10 protein-coding genes are annotated in these 15,110 nt (G+C 72.4%); 8 read left to right on the top strand and 2 right to left on the bottom strand.

Annotated features, from left to right (window positions below):
• The first annotated feature begins 148 nt into the window (after positions 1 to 148).
• The gene (locus AB0I60_RS30155; protein WP_360735620.1) at positions 149 to 964 is read left to right on the top strand and encodes a DUF3105 domain-containing protein; all 816 of its coding nucleotides are present in this window, start codon (positions 149 to 151) and stop codon (positions 962 to 964) included.
• Between the two features lie 2 nt (positions 965 to 966).
• Positions 967 to 1,653 carry a DUF305 domain-containing protein gene (locus AB0I60_RS30150; protein WP_360735618.1) on the top strand — a complete coding sequence of 229 codons (687 nt, stop codon included), beginning with the start codon at positions 967 to 969 and terminating at the stop codon, positions 1,651 to 1,653.
• A gap of 24 nt (positions 1,654 to 1,677) precedes the next feature.
• Here the strand turns inward: AB0I60_RS30150 and AB0I60_RS30145 are convergent, their stop codons facing one another.
• Positions 1,678 to 3,000: a cytochrome P450 gene (locus AB0I60_RS30145; protein WP_360735616.1), complete on the bottom strand. Its 1,323-nt coding sequence runs from the start codon at positions 2,998 to 3,000 to the stop codon at positions 1,678 to 1,680.
• Between the two features lie 147 nt (positions 3,001 to 3,147).
• Between AB0I60_RS30145 and AB0I60_RS30140 the strand changes: the two genes are divergently transcribed.
• From AB0I60_RS30140 to AB0I60_RS30130, 3 genes are all read left to right on the top strand, one after another.
• The gene (locus AB0I60_RS30140) at positions 3,148 to 3,999 is read left to right on the top strand and encodes an SAM-dependent methyltransferase (protein ID WP_360735614.1); all 852 of its coding nucleotides are present in this window, start codon (positions 3,148 to 3,150) and stop codon (positions 3,997 to 3,999) included.
• Between the two features lie 171 nt (positions 4,000 to 4,170).
• Positions 4,171 to 6,270: a diguanylate cyclase gene (locus AB0I60_RS30135; RefSeq protein WP_360735612.1), complete on the top strand. Its 2,100-nt coding sequence runs from the start codon at positions 4,171 to 4,173 to the stop codon at positions 6,268 to 6,270.
• A gap of 312 nt (positions 6,271 to 6,582) precedes the next feature.
• On the top strand, positions 6,583 to 7,338 hold the full coding sequence (locus AB0I60_RS30130) for an MHYT domain-containing protein (RefSeq protein ID WP_360735610.1): 756 nt from the start codon (positions 6,583 to 6,585) through the stop codon (positions 7,336 to 7,338).
• Between the two features lie 83 nt (positions 7,339 to 7,421).
• On the opposite strand, the gene AB0I60_RS30125 is transcribed toward AB0I60_RS30130, so the two are convergent.
• Complete coding sequence (locus AB0I60_RS30125) at positions 7,422 to 7,649, bottom strand: hypothetical protein (protein ID WP_360735608.1); 228 nt, start codon at positions 7,647 to 7,649, stop codon at positions 7,422 to 7,424.
• Between the two features lie 700 nt (positions 7,650 to 8,349).
• Here AB0I60_RS30125 and AB0I60_RS30120 point away from each other — a divergent pair.
• Genes AB0I60_RS30120 through AB0I60_RS30110 form a run of 3 tightly spaced genes read left to right on the top strand, consistent with a single transcriptional unit; the run spans position 8,350 to position 15,025 of the window.
• Positions 8,350 to 9,666 carry an aspartate kinase gene (locus AB0I60_RS30120; RefSeq protein ID WP_360735606.1) on the top strand — a complete coding sequence of 439 codons (1,317 nt, stop codon included), beginning with the start codon at positions 8,350 to 8,352 and terminating at the stop codon, positions 9,664 to 9,666.
• Positions 9,663 to 13,676, top strand: a complete 4,014-nt coding sequence (locus AB0I60_RS30115; protein ID WP_360735604.1) for a Pls/PosA family non-ribosomal peptide synthetase — start codon at positions 9,663 to 9,665, stop codon at positions 13,674 to 13,676. The genes AB0I60_RS30120 and AB0I60_RS30115 overlap by 4 nt, the downstream gene beginning before the upstream one ends.
• Entirely contained in the window at positions 13,673 to 15,025 is a 1,353-nt protein-coding gene (locus tag AB0I60_RS30110; RefSeq protein ID WP_360735602.1) for a diaminobutyrate--2-oxoglutarate transaminase family protein, read from the top strand. The genes AB0I60_RS30115 and AB0I60_RS30110 overlap by 4 nt, the downstream gene beginning before the upstream one ends.
• Positions 15,026 to 15,110 lie beyond the last annotated feature (85 nt).

The following is a 15,110-nucleotide window of genomic DNA, read 5'->3' as shown; positions in this document are numbered from 1 at the left end:
GCGCGGGATGGGCGTCCCGAGGCGTGGGAGGCCCGCCACCTGCAACTGTTAACGACCACCCGGGGTGACCGGCAGTTGACGGCGACCAGACACCCGTTCCCTACACTGGCCCGCGGCATGGGCGTATGACGACTGACCTGAGGCGGACATGACCAGCGGCAAGAAGACTAAGGCCACGCGGTCCAGCGTGGCGGCGGCGCGGTCCTCGGTGGTGGCGAAGAAGCCGAAGCCGTGGGGCACCATCATCGCGGTGATCGCCGTATTGGCGCTGGCGGGAACGGTGTTCGGGTACGCGTACTCCCAGATCTCGGCCAAGAACGAGCAGGAGGCCGCGCTCGCCAAGTGGAACCCGTCCGAGGAGAACAAGGACCCCTCGGACCAGATCCAGGGCGTGATCAAGAAGGACTACAAGGCCGGCAAGCACGTCCAGCCGACCCAGCGGGTGGCCTACGACCAGTCCCCGCCCTTCGGCGGTCCGCACGACGGCGCGTGGGCGAACTGCACCGGCATCGTCTACGCCAAGCCCGTGCGCACCGAGAACATGGTGCACTCGTTGGAGCACGGCGCGGTCTGGATCGCCTACAACCCGGACCAGGTCAGCGGTGACGCGCTGGCCAAGCTGCAGAAGAAGGCCGAGGGCCAGCAGTACACGATGATCTCGCCGTACCCGGGCCTCGACAAGCCGGTGTCGCTCCAGGCGTGGGGCCACCAGCTCAAGGTGGAGAGCGCGGACGACGAGCGCGTCGACCAGTTCATCCAGTCGCTGCGGCGCAACCAGTACACCTACCCGGAGATCGGCGCGGCCTGCGACTCGACCACGTTCGACGTCGACAACCCGCCGCCGTTCGTCGCCGAGAAGCCGGGCGCGGACGCGGTCCCGATGGACGGCGGCACCGAGGACCAGGCCGAGACCGGCGGCACGTCGGGCGCGGCCACCCCGCCGACCACCCAGCCGAGCAGCTGACCTTGACCTCCGAGGAGACCGGGCAGCAGGAGCGCGGCAGCACCACCGCCACCAGGGCCGTCGTGGTCGCGGTGGCCGTGGTGGCGGTCCTGCTGCTCGGTGCGGCGGTCGGGCTGCTGATCCAGCTGCCCGGCTCCGACTCGGCGAGCACGCCGGGCAGGGACTCGGTGGACGTCGGCTTCACCCAGGACATGGCGGTGCACCACCTCCAGGGCATCACCATGGCCAACACCGCGCGCGACAAGACGACGGACCCGGCAATCCGGCAGCTCGCGTTCGACATCGAGTCGACGCAGCTCGAACAGGTCGGCCGGATGAAGGGCTGGCTCTCCCTGTGGGGGGCGCCGGAGCAGTCGGCCGACGACACCCACATGGAGTGGATGGAGTCGTCCTCGCACGACCACTCGTCGTCCTCGGGAACGGGCCGGACCGGCCTGATGCCGGGGATGGCCACCTCGGAGGAGCTGGCGAGGCTGCGCTCGCTGTCGGGCACCGACTTCGACGTGTACTTCCTCCAGCTCATGCTCCGGCACCACCAGGGCGGTGCGCCGATGGCCCAGTACGCGGCCACGCACGCCGGCGTCCCGGTGGTCCGCACGCTCGCCGACAACATGCTCAAGTCGCAGTCGAGCGAGGGCGAGTACATGAAGCAGCTGATCACCGAGCGCGGCGCGGCCCCGCTGCCGTAGACCGGCTCGCGGGGCGCGGTCCGCTCAGCGGCGCGGCACCGGGGTCATGTGCAGGCCGACCGGGTACGCGGCGGTGGTGAACTTGGTCCGGGCCCGCGTCCCGGGCACCTGGACCAGCCGCCAGCGAGCCGCCACGGTGGCCAGCGCGATGACGATCTCGGTCTGCGCGAACACGTTGCCGATGCACTGGCGGGCGCCGCCGCCGAACGGGACGAACGCGCCCCGGGGCAGGGTGGCGACCCGGTTGCCGGCCCACCGGTCGGGGTCGAAGCGCTCCGGGTCCGGGTAGACGGCCGGGTCGTGGTGCACGACGTGCGGGCTGAGGATGACCTCCGCGCCGGTCGGCAGCAGGGTGCCGCCGAGGTCGACCGGCTCGACCGCCTTGCGCATCAAGATCCAGATCGGGTACTTCCGCAGCACCTCGTTGACCACCTGGTACAGGTAGCCGAGCCGGGGCAGGTCGGAGAACGCGACGGGCCGGCCGGCGAGCACCTCGTCCACCTGCGCGTGCACCCGGCGCTCGACCTCGGGGTTGCGGGCGAGTTCGTGGAACAGCCAGCCGAGCGCGACGGCCGAGGTCTCGATGCCCGCCGTGAGCAGGGTGATCACCTCGTCGAAGACCTGCTGGTCGCTCATCTCCTCGCCGGTGTCCTCGTCGTGCGCGAGCAGCAGCGTGGACAGCAGGTCGCCGTGGTCGACGCCCTCGGCCCGCCAGCTCGCGATGACCTCCAGGACGATGGCCCGCATCCGCTCGGTGGCCTGGTCGAACTTCCGGTTGACCGGGATGGGCAGCTTGGACACGAACGCCGGGGACAGGGCGCGCACGGCGCCGTTCTGGATCACGTCGAACACCGAGCGGCGGATCTCGGCGATGGCCCGCTGCCCGATCTCGGTGGAGAACAGCGTCTCGCCGACGACCGTGACCGCGAGCGCCTGCATGTCGTCCTCGACGACGCGGGGTTCACCGGGCCGCCAGCGGTCGACCAGGTCGGTCGCGGCGCGCACCATCGCCTCGGCGTAGTGGGCGATGCGCTCGCGGCTGAACGCGGGCTGCATCATCCGCCGCTGCCTGCGGTGGAAGCCGCCGTCGGAGAGCGCCAGGCCGTTGCCCATGTACGGGCGGAACCTCTCGAAGAGCAGGCCCTTGCGGAAGCGCGCGCCGTCGGTGACCAGGACCTGGTGGGTGAAGCGGGGGCTGGTCACGAAATAGGTGGGAATCGGGCCGAGGTCGACCTCGACTATCTCACCCCGGTCGCGCAGCGCGGCGGTGAATTCGGCACGCCCGCGAAGCAGTGACACAGTGTGACCAAGTAGGGGCAGCCGACCGGGTGCAACCGGGACAGACATTGTCACCCCTCGGTGGAAGGCGGGTAATGGCCGCTCACTTTAAGAGGCATTTGGCCCAGTTGGGGAGTACCCATTCGGGTGACGAGGGGTCACGCTGATGACGCAACGACCAGCGCGGAGAACATGGCTAAAATCGGGTGCTCACGAATGGCGAAGAAGGTGTTCGCGGTGGTCCGATCGGACTGGGTTCCGCACAGCGTCGACGTTTCCGTGCCGAGCATCGCGCGTGCTTACGACTTCATGCTGGGCGGTGCGCACAACTTCGCCGTCGACCGCGAGATCGCCCTGAAGATCGACCGGATGATGCCCGGCCTCCGGGCGGGCGCGCGGGTCAACCGGGCGTTCCTCGGCCGCGCCGTGCGGTTCATGGCGGCCCGGGGCATCCGGCAGTTCCTGGACATCGGGTCCGGCATCCCCACCGTGTCGAACGTGCACGAGGTCGCCCAGGCGGTGGACCCGGCGTGCCGGGTGGTCTACGTCGACCGCGACCCGATCGCGGTGGCGCACAGCGAGCTGATGCTGACCGGCAACGACCGGGCGGCGATCGTCCGGGCGGACATGCGCGACGTGGAGGGCGTGCTGGGCAGCCCGCAGGTCGCCGAGCTGCTGGACCTCACCGAGCCGGTCGGCCTGCTGATGATGCTGATGCTGCACTGGATCCCGGACGAGTGGGGGCCGGGCGAGCTGGTGGCCCGGTACCGGGACGCGCTGGCGCCCGGCAGCTACCTGGCGGCCAGCCACGTCAGCGCCGACCACGTCGGCCGGCCCATGCACACCGCCGCCGAGATGATCAGGGACAGCGGCAGCCGGGACCGGATGACGGTCCGGGACCACACCGGGATCCTCGCCCTGTTCGACGGCTTCGAGCTGGTCGAACCGGGGCTGGTGGGGTGCGCGGAGTGGCGGCCGGAGGGCCCCGGCGACATCTCCGACGAGCCGGACATGAACATGCTGCTCTACGCGGGCGTGGGTCGGGTCAACCCCCGACGTCCAGGATGACCGGATCGACATCCGCAAACCCGAAAATTGCGGAAAAGTAATTGACGGACTGTTACTCGAACAAGGTTCACGAATCGAACGAGTGACATTTGTTCACTCCTATGGTCGAGCGTGCGTGGACCCGAAGTAGGTAAACTGCCGCGCAACCCGGAATCGAAACAGGGCACGGGAATGCCTAACGCAGACCGCAGGCCGGACGGCACGCCGTCCGCACCGGCCCCCGAACGGGGGCGGGATCTGCTCGCGCGCAAGTGGGCCTACCTGCTCAGCGGCGCGGTGGTGGTGGCGCACACCAAGGAGCAGCTCGACGCCGAGCTGCGCGCGAAGCTGGACGAGATCTGCACCGCGCTGCACGCCGAGCCGTTAGCCGCCGAACACCTCGAACGACTCGGCGAGCAGCTCGTCGCCATGGGCTACGTCGACGAGGCCGGCCTGCGCCGGACCACCGACGTGCTCGGGCGCGGCCTGTTCGGGCTCGCCGAGTTCCAACCCCCGGCCGACCACGCCGAGCGCGTCGCCGTCGGGCTCGGCGCGCTGGCCGCCGGGTTCCTCGCCGCGAACCGCCGAGCGGTCTTCGAGCAGCAGGAAAGCATGCAGCTCACCCTGCTCAAGGCCGTCCGCGACGCCCAGTGGCGGCTCCAGGAGAGCGAAGCGCGCTTCGACGAGGTGGTCACCTCCTCCACCAGCGGCGTGCTGATCGTGGACCTGGCGGGCCACGTCGTGCGGGCCAACGCGGCGATCACCGCGATCCTCGGCCACTCCGCCGCCGAGCTGACCGAGCGGACCCTGTTCGACCTGGTGCACCCGGACTCGGTGTTCGCGCTGCGCGAGGCGATGGCGCTGCTGCTCGCCGGCGGCCACGACCGCGTCCGGCAGTCGCACCGGCTGGTGCGCAGCGACGGCGAGGTCGCCCGGATCACGCTGACCACCTCGCTGCTGCGCGACGCCGACGAGGAGCCGGCCCAGTTCGTGACGGTGGTCGAGGACGGCACCGAGCTGATGCTGCTGCAGGGCGAGCTGAACCGCCAGGCGCTGCACGACGTGCTGACCGGGCTGCCCAACCGGCAGTACTTCAGCACCTACCTGGAGAGCGCGCTGCGGCGGGCCGACCCGGTGCACGGCGTCACGCTGTTCCACCTCGACGTGGACGCCTACGGCATGGTCTGCAACAGCCTCGGCAGCCGGGCGGGCGAGCGGCTGCTCGTGCACGTCGCGCAGCGGCTCAAGGCGGTGCTGGCCGACGAGCGGGCGATGGTGGCCCGGTTCGACGGCGACGAGTTCGGCGTCCTGGTGGAGAACACCGCGCAGACCCCGGACATCACCCACATCGTGTCGGCGATCAACGAGGAGCTGGCCGAGCCGGTGTTCGTGGACGGGCACGGCCTGGCCGTGTCGGTGAGCACCGGCGTGGTGCGGCGGCCGGCCCGCGACGTGGAGCCCGCCGAGCTGCTGCGGGCCGCCGACCAGGCGCTGCGCCGGGCCAAGGCCGGGCGGCGCGGCCAGTGGGAGCTGTTCCACCGCGACCAGGACGCGGAGGACCGGCGCAGCCAGGCGCTGGCGGTGGGAATGCCCGGCGCGTGGGAGCAGGGCGAGGTCGACGTGCGCTACCGGCCGGTGGTCGGGCTGGCCGGCGGGGTCGCGGGCGTGGAGGCGCTGCTGCGCTGGGACCGCGAACCGCCGCTGGCGCACGACGCGTGCCTGGAGCTGGCCGAGCAGACCGGCTTGGTGCTGCCGCTGGGCGAGTGGCTGCTGCGGGTGGCGGGCGGCCAGGCGCGGTGGTGGCGGCAGCGCGACGGCGGGGGTGCCCCGCTCGTGGTCGGGCTGACGGCGGTGCAGTCCGGGGACGCGGACCTGGTGTCGCGGGTGGTGCGGGTGCTGGAGGAGACCGGGCTGCCGGCGGACCGGCTGGTGCTCGGGGTGCCGGTGGGCGTGCTGCCGGTCGCGGAGGCGGTGGACAACCTCACCGTCCTGGCGGACATGGGCGTCGGCACGGCACTGCACGACTGCCGGCTGGGCCTGGACGAGTTGGCGGCACTGGACGTGCTGCCGCTGCGGGGCGTCCGGGTGGCGGCCCGGCTGGTCGACCACCGCGCGGAGTACGTGCCGGCGCTGGTGTCGGCGGTCCGGGCGTCGGGGGTGACCGTGACGGTGGACGGCGTGCGCAGCGAGGCGCAGGCGTCGTGGTGGCGGTCGGCCGGCGCGGACGCGGGCTCGGGCGACTACTTCGGCGTGCCGTGCACGGCGGCGGACGTCGTGGCGCACTTTCGCTGACCGGCTCTCGACCGGGCGCACACCGCGCTGAACGCGCACGTCCGGACAATTACCGGAATGAGAATTTTCGGCCGTGATCGTTGCCACCGCGCTCCTGTCGCACGGCTGCGACCAGCGTCGAAGCCCTGGTAGCGGTCCCAGGACCGCTACCACCACCGGTCAGTACCGTAACGCTCACAAAGCGTGATGATGTTGTGCAAAATACGCCTCAAAAGGGTTACCGGCTCTGGCATTAAGCGTGGTGACCGATCACAGTGGGTCGGTAGCAGGGGTCCTCCGCCCCCTCCGCACCCCCGACGATCGGCAACCTCCGTGAACCACGACTCGATGCAGCACTTCTCCTCCGGCGCGTGGACGCTGGTGCTCGCCTACGCGGTGTCCGTCATCGGCTCGCTGATCGGCCTGTCCTGCATGGCGCGGGCCCGGCGCGAGCCCGCGCGCGGCGCGAAGGTCCTGTGGACCGTGCTCGGCGCCTTCGCCATCGGCGGCATCGCCATCTGGCTGATGCACTTCATCGCCATGCTGGGCTTCGACATCCCGGGCGCGACGATCAAGTACTCCGCGCCGCTGACCGCGCTGTCCGCGCTGGTCGCCGTGGTCGTGGTGGGCATCGGCCTGTCCATGGTCACCCTGGTCAAGTTCACCAGGATGCGGCTGGTCCTGGCCGGCGTGCTCGCGGGCGTCGGCGTCGCCGGGATGCACTACCTGGGCATGTCCGCGATCCGCTTCAAGGGCGAGATCGGCTACGAGCAGTCGCTCGTGGTGCTGTCGGTGGTGATCGCCGTCGCGGCGGCCACCGCCGCGTTCTGGTTCACCCTGGTGGTGAAGACGACGACGGCGAGCGTGGTGGCCGGGCTCGTCATGGGCGTGGCGGTGACCGGGATGCACTTCACCGGCATGGCGGCCGTGCACGTGGTCTCGGACGCGAAGCTCCCCGCGCCGCAGGGCACCGGCGTGTTCGACCTGGTGTTCCCGGTGTTCGTCATCAGCGGCCTGGTCGTGGGCGCGCTGCTGTGGATGCTGTTCACCTCGGCGAGTTCCCTGAACGAGCCGGAAACCGCGCACTGACACCGGGGACGCGTCCAGCGTCCTCAGTGGACAGAACTCCGCAGCGGTCCCGCGCGACCACCTCCCGTGGTCGCGCGGGCCGGTCAGGCGGACAGCAGCGCCCAGCCCACGTCGACCGCGAACACCACCGCCGCGACCGCGAGCACCCACGGCGCGGCCCGCCGCCACCGCGCGGTCCGCCGGGCGGCGCGCACCGGTCCACCGGCCGCGAGCCGGCAGGCCAGCAGGAAGACGCCCAGGCCGACCGCCAGCACCGCGCAGAGCGCGGCCGGCACCAACCCGGTCCCCACGTCGACCATCACGGTGCCCATATTGCCAACCTGTGGCGATTGCGGCCCGACCGCCAACGGAGATCACACCCGGACGTCCGCTCCGGCGGACCACCTCCCGGTGGGACGGCCGCGTTGGCGGCGTCCACTGTGGTGCGGGCGGACGGCGGACGAGTCCTCATGGGACGCGCTGTCCGGAACCGGAAGCCGGTCCGGACGAGGACCGCTCACCTGTGACCGTGCGTGCACACCTCGGGGTGCGCAATGCCGGGTCGAACCGGACAAAACCTCGACGGAATACGCCCGACCACCCGGAGAACCGACCAAAATGGTCACCCGGACTCACCGGTACCGGCACTGACCAGGGCCTTAACAATTGCCGGAAAACCCCGCGCACCCCGACCGACCGGGGGTATTCCACGCCGAACGGAGCCCAGCCGCGCGACCAGTCGGCTGGATTGCGGCAGCCACCCCACGGAATCCCGACTCGCCCGTTCGGTTCATTCGAGACAGTAGCCCACCACGACTTATGCGGGTCGGATACCAGGTCCGACCTGCGGTCCTGTACACCTTCTGGGGGTGTCCCACCCCTGGAACCTGCGCTACCTTCAGCTTTGCCGCACCGGTTTCACCTGAGGCGCAATTAATCTATCTGGGCACCCGGTCAGAAGGCTTGAAAATTCACTCTGCGGTCGGTCGGACGGCTCTGCCCCGCGCTTCGGCAGATGAACATCAAAGCTGGATGATCAGGGGTGAAAAAGTGGTCGAGAAATGGTCGGAACCGGCCGGGACCGCCCCGGCCGAGTCCTGGCAGGCCGTCGGGCGGGACGGTGCCGGGGAGGTGCCGGGCGGGCTCATGGTGCGCAAGTACGGCGGCTCGTCGCTGGCCACCCCGGAGCAGGTCCGGGAGGTGGCGCGCTCGCTGGCCGCGCTCACCGCCCGGGGCGCGCGGGTGGTCGTGGTCGTGTCCGCCCGGGGCGACACCACCGACGAGCTGGTCGCGCTCGCGGGCGAGTTCGCCGACCAGCCCGGGGCGCGGGAGCTGGACCAGCTCATGGCGACCGGTGAGCAGGCGTCGGCCGCCCTGCTCGCGCTGGCCCTCGGCCAGTGCGGGGTCGCCGCCGGGTCGCTGACCGGCGACCAGGCCGGGATCGTGGTGGGCGGGCGGCCCGGGGCGGGCGTGATCGAACACGTCGACGCCCGGCGCGTGCGCGAGCGGCTGGAGCGCTGGCAGGTCGTGGTCGTCGCCGGGTTCCAGGGCCGCGACCGCGACGGCGAGCTGCTCACGCTCGGCCGTGGCGGGTCGGACACCACGGCGGTCGCCCTGGCCGCCGCGCTGGGCAGCGCGGACTGCGAGATCTGCACCGACGTGCCCGGAGTGCACACCGCCGACCCGAGGGTGGTCCCCGGCAGCGCCCGGCTGGACGCCGTGCCCTACGACGCGATGGCCGAGCTGGCCGGGCGCGGCGCGAAGGTGCTGCACCCGAGGTCGGTCGCGCTCGCGCAGCGGCACCTGGTCCGGGTGCGGGTGGTGCACTCGGCGTGGCCCGTGCCGGGCACGACGGTCGCCGCCGAACCGCTGGAGGCGGGCCACCGGGTGGTCGGGATCGCGCACGAGCGCGACGTCCGGCTGGTGGCGCTGGGCCTCGCCGGCGCGGGGGCCGACCGGTGCGCGCCCGCGCTGGCCCGGCTGGTCGGGCACGGCCTGCACCCGGACGTGCTGACCTGGGAGGACGGCCGGGAGGTGCGGTTCACCGTGCGCGGCGGCGACGACCGGCTGGACGACCTGGTCGAGGAGGTCGCCCGCGAGCTGGGCGGGCCGTGGTCGGTGCGGGCCGGCCTGGGCGCGGTGTCCGTCGTCGGCGTCGGCCTGGTCGACCACCCCGGCTACCTGGCCGGGGTGCTGCGCGCGGTGGGTGAGCTGGGCGTCCCGGTGCCCGCGCTGTCCACCTCGCCGTCCCGGTTGACGGTCGTGCTGCCCGGGGACCTGGTCGACCGGGCGGTGCGCCGCCTGCACGACGTGTTCGGGCTCGGCGAGCCCGTCGGGGCCGCGCGGTGAGCCCCCGGGACGCACCCGTCGGCGTCCTCGCGGACGGCCGGGTCCTCACCTGCGGCGGCTTCGGCCAGGAGGCCCGCTGGCGTCCGGGCGAACGGCTGGAGGAGGTGTTCGAGCGGCACTGCGACGCGATGGGCACCGCGCTCGCGGTGGACGCGGCGGACCTGCGGCTGACCTTCGGCGAGCTGGACGGCGCGGCCAACCGGCTGGCCCGGCACCTGCGCGCCGGGGGCGTCGAGCCGGGTGACCGGGTCGGCCTGCTGTTCGACGACCCGGCGCACACCTACGCCGCCGTGCTGGCCGTGCTCAAGGCGGGCGCGGTCTACGTCCCGCTGGACCCGGCCTTCCCGGACGACCGGCTGGCCTACATCGCACGGGACGCGGGCATCCGCCGGGTGCTGACCACGGCGGCGCTGCGCCACCGGGTTTCGGTCGGCGCGGTCTGCGCGGACGAGGCGGACCCGGGCCTGCCGGCGCACCGGCTGACCGCCGACGAGCGGGGCGTGCCGCCGGACGACCTGTGCTACGTCGTCTACACCTCCGGCTCGACCGGCCGGCCCAAGGGCGTGACCGTGGAGCACGCCGCCATCTGCAACTTCGTCCGGGTCGCCGCCGAGGTCTACGGCATCGAGCCCGGCGACCGGGTGTACCAGGGCATGACGATCGCCTTCGACTTCTCGGTCGAGGAGGTGTGGGTGCCGCTGCTGTCGGGCGCGACGCTCGTGCCCCGCCCGCCGGGCGCGGCGCTGGTCGGCCACGAGCTGCGGGAGTTCCTGCTGGACCGGGGCGTCACCGCGCTGTGCTGCGTGCCGACGCTGCTCGCCACGGTCGACGGCGACCTGCCGGACCTGCGGTTCCTGCTGGTGTCGGGCGAGGCGTGCCCGGAGGACCTGGTCGCCCGCTGGCACCGGCCCGGCCGGCGGTTCCTCAACGTGTACGGGCCGACCGAGGCGACGGTGACCGCGACGTGGGCCGTGGTGCGGCCGGACCGCCCGGTGACCATCGGGGTGCCGCTGCCGACGTACTCGGTGGTGGTGCTCGACCCGGACGGGCCGCGCGCGCTGGAGCGCGGCGAGGCGGGCGAACTGGGCATCGCCGGGATCGGGCTGGCCACCGGCTACCTCGGCCGGCCGGACCTGACCGCGCGCGCGTTCGTCCCGGACTTCCTGGGGCTGCCGAACAACCCGTCCGGCCGGATCTACCGGACCGGCGACCTGGCCCGGATCGACGAGGCGGGCGAGGTCGAGTACCTGGGCCGGATCGACACGCAGGTCAAGGTCCGGGGCTACCGGGTGGAGCCGACCGAGGTCGAGTCCGTGCTGCTGCGGGTGCCCGGGGTGGCCCAGGCGGTGGTCGAGCCGCACCGGCCCGACCCGGCGACCTGCGAGCTGGTCGGCTACTACAGCCTGCGCCGGGGCGCGACCGACCCCGGGCCCGAGGGGATCTACCGGGTGCTGCGCGAGCGCCTGCCCGCCTACATGGTGCCCGCGTACCTGGAGCGGCTCGACCTGGTGCCGATGACCCCGCAGGGCAAGGCGGACCGGCGGAACCTGCCGCCGCCGACGACCCGGCGCGGCCTGACCGGCGGGCGTCCGCACGTGCCGCCCGCCGACGACACCGAACGGCTGCTGGCCCGCGCCCTGGCGGAGACCGCCCGGGTGGACGAGGTGTCGGTGGACAGCGACTTCTTCACCGAGCTGGGCGCGGACTCGTTGCTGCTGGCCAGGTTCTGCGCGAAGGTGCGGCAGAGCACCGACCTGCCGCCGATCCCGATGCGGGACGTGTACCGGCACCCGACGGTGCGCGCGCTCGCGGCGTCGCTGTCCGGCGGCTCGACATCGCTCACCGTGCCTCCGGCGCAGACCTGCAGCACTTGGCGGTACCTCTCGTGCGGGTTCGCCCAGGTGCTGGTGTTCCTCGGCTACGCCTGCGGCGCCGGCGCGCTGCTGGAGACCGGCTTCGGCCGGATCGCCGCGGCGGACGGGCCGGTCGAGCTGTACCTGCGCGCGGTCGAGCTGGCCTCGCTGGGGTTCGCCTTCCTCGCCCTGGTGCCGATCGCGGCGAAGTGGCTGCTGATCGGGCGGTGGAAGGAGCGGGAGATCCCGTTGTGGGGCTGGGCGTACCTGCGCTTCTGGACGGTGAAGGCGCTGATCCGGTTCAGCCCGGCGGCGCTGCTGGCCGGCTCCCCGCTGTACGTGCTCTACCTGCGGGCGCTGGGGGCGAAGATCGGCCGGGGCGCGCTGTTCCTGACCCGCAACCCGCCCGTCTGCACCGACCTGCTCACCGTCGGCGCGGGTGCCGTGGTGCGCAAGGACTCCTGGCTCAACGGCTACCAGGTGCGCGGCGGGCGGCTGCGGACCGGGCGCGTCGAGCTGGGCCGGCGGGCGTTCGTCGGCGAGATGTCGGTGCTCGACGTCGACACCGCCGTCGGCGACGACGCCCAGCTCGGTCACGCGTCGTCGTTGCACGGCGGGCAACGCGTCCCGGACGGCGAGTCGTGGCACGGGACACCCGCGCGCAAGTCCACTGTGGACTACCGCGCGCTGGGCACCACCCGGCTGCCGCGCGGGCGGCGGGCGTTGTACGGCCTCGCCCAGCTCCTGGTGCTGCTGCTGGTCCCGCTGCCCGCGTCGCTGCTCGTCACCGACCTGGTGATCGCCATGGTGTACGAGGGTGCGCCGGACTTCACCAGTTGGGCGTTCTACCGGGGGCAGCTCGCCGACTCGGCGCTGCTGTACTTCGGCGGCCTGCTGGTCACCCTCGTGGTGGTGCTGACCGTGCCCAGGCTGCTGGCCCCGTTCGTCCGGCCGGGGAGGGCCCACCCCCTCTACGGGCTGCGCTTCTCGCTGCACCAGGCCGTTTCCCGGCTGACCAACGTCCGGACGTTCAACTACCTGTTCGGCGACAGCTCGGCGATCGTGCACTACCTGCGCGCGCTGGGCTACCGGCTCGGCACCGTGGAGCAGACCGGGTCGAACTTCGGCGTGGACGTCAAGCACGAGTCGCCCGGCCTGTGCGAGGTCGGCACCGGGACCATGGTCTCGGACGGGCTCTCCCTGCTCAACGCCGACTTCTCCGGCACGTCGTTCCGGGTGCGGAGGGTGGTGGTCGCGCCGAGGGCGTTCCTGGGCAACGCCATCGCCTACCCGCCGGAGGCCCGGGTGGGCGAGAACTGCCTGCTGGCGACGAAGGTCCTGGTGCCGCTGGACGGTCCGGTGCGGACGAACACCGGGCTGCTGGGCTCGCCCGCGTTCGAGATCCCGCGCACCGTCAAGCGGGACGCCGAGATCGACGTCCTGGGCGGTCGGCGGCGGCACCTGGGCGCGAAGAACCGGCACAACACCGCGACCGCCCTGCTCTACCTGCTGGTGCACTGGCTCCAGGTGCTGGGGCTGGTGCTGGTCGGCGTGGCCACCGGCAGCCTGCACGACACCTACGGCTGGGCCGCGACCGCGGCGAACCTCGTGCTGTCCGTGCTGTTCTCGGCGCTGTTCATGGTGTTCGTCGAACGGGCCTCGCAAGGCTTCCGACGCCTGCAGCCGAGGTTCTGCTCGATCTACGACCCGGTCTTCTGGCGGCACGAGCGGTTCTGGAAGCTCAGCCCGGGGCGCTACCTGATGCTGTTCGACGGCACCCCGGTGAAGAACGTGCTGTGGCGCCTGCTGGGCGTGCGGATCGGCCGGCGGGTGTTCGACGACGGCTGCTCGATCCCGGAGAAGTCGCTGATCACCATCGGCGACGACTGCACGCTCAACGCCGGCAGCGTGATCCAGGCGCACTCGCTGGAGGACGGCGCGTTCAAGTCCGACCGCGTCGCGATCGGCGCGGGCGCGACCCTGTGCACCGGCGCGTTCGTCCACTACGGGACGACGGTCGGCGAGCACGCCCTGTTGGAGCCGGACTCCTTCCTGATGAAGGGGTCCGACGTCCCCACCCGGTCGCGGTGGCGGGGCAACCCCGCCGTCGAGCTGACCGAAGAGAGCGCGGCACCACCCGCGCGGAGGCAACCATGACGCAGACCACCGAACACTACCCGCTGGTCGCCACCGACCTGCCCGGCCCGAGGTCGGCCGAGTACCTGGACCACCAGGGGCGGTGGGAGTCCAACGCCCGCAGCTACCCGCGCCGCCTGCCGATCGCGCTGGCCGAGGGCTTCGGCAGCTACGTGCGCGACGTGGACGGCAACGTGTTCATCGACTTCCTGTGCGGCGCGGGCGTGCTCTCCCTGGGGCACAACCACCCCGAGGTCGCGGCGGCGGCGGCCGGCCGGCTGTCGGTGCTCACCCACGCGCTGGACTTCCCCACCCCGGCCAAGCGCGAGTTCCTCGACGCCCAGCTGTCCATGCTGTCGCCCGACCTGCGGTCCCGGATGAAGGTCCACTTCTGCGGGCCGACCGGCGCGAACGCCGTGGACGCGGCGCTCAAGCTGTGCAAGACCGCCACCGGCCGCAGCGAGGTCGTGTCGTTCCAGGGCGGCTTCCACGGCTCCAGCCACGCGGCGATGGCGCTGACCGGCCTGGTGTCGCAGAAGGAACCGGTCGCCGGCGGGATGCCCGGCGTGCACTTCTTCCCGTACTCGCACTGCTCCCGGTGCCCGCTCGAACTGCGGCCGGACACCTGCCGGACCAACTGCGCGGCCCTACTGGAACACGCGCTGGAGGACCCCAACGGCGGCATCCCGAAGCCGGCGGCCGTGGTGCTCGAACTGGTGCAGGGCGAGGGCGGGGTGATCCCGGCGCGACCGGACTTCGTCCGCCGGATCAGGGCGCTGACCAGGGCGCTGGACATCCCGCTCGTGGTGGACGAGGTGCAGACCGGCTGCGGCCGGACCGGCACCTGGTTCGCGTTCGAGCAGTACGACGTCGAGCCCGACGTGATCATCGCGTCGAAGGCGCTGAGCGGCATCGGGCTGCCGGTGGCGCTGATCCTCTACGACAAGCGCCTGGACACGTGGGCACCCGGCGCGCACACCGGCACGTTCCGGGGCAACCAGGCGGCGTTCGCGGCGGGCGTGGAGACCATCCGGATCTTCGAGCGCGACGGCGTCCTGGCCAACGTCCGCGAGCGCGGCGCCCAGTTGCGCGCCCGCCTGGGCGAGCTGGCCGACAACCCGTGGGTGCACGAGGTGCGGGGCCTGGGCCTGATGTGGGGCGTCGAGCTGGCCGACCCGACCACCGGTGCCCCGGCGGCCGAACGGGCGGCGGCCGTCCAGTCGTACGCGCTGCGCCGGGGCCTGATCGTCGAGTTGGGCGGCCGGGACGACAGCGTGATCCGCCTGATGCCCCCGTTGAACGTGACGGCGGAGGTCGTCGACGTGGCGGCCGGGATCGTCCTGGAGGCGGTCCGCAGCTACTGCTCCTGAACCCCACCACGAGGCGGCCGGCTCCCGATACGGTCGGGGCCGGCCGCTGCCGTGCGTCGAGCGCCGGCCGGGGAGATCGGGGCTG

The sequence above is a fragment of the Actinosynnema sp. NPDC050436 genome (assembly GCF_040655415.1).
Lineage (GTDB): Bacteria > Actinomycetota > Actinomycetes > Mycobacteriales > Pseudonocardiaceae > Actinosynnema.
This window is presented reverse-complemented; position numbering and strand designations above follow the sequence as displayed.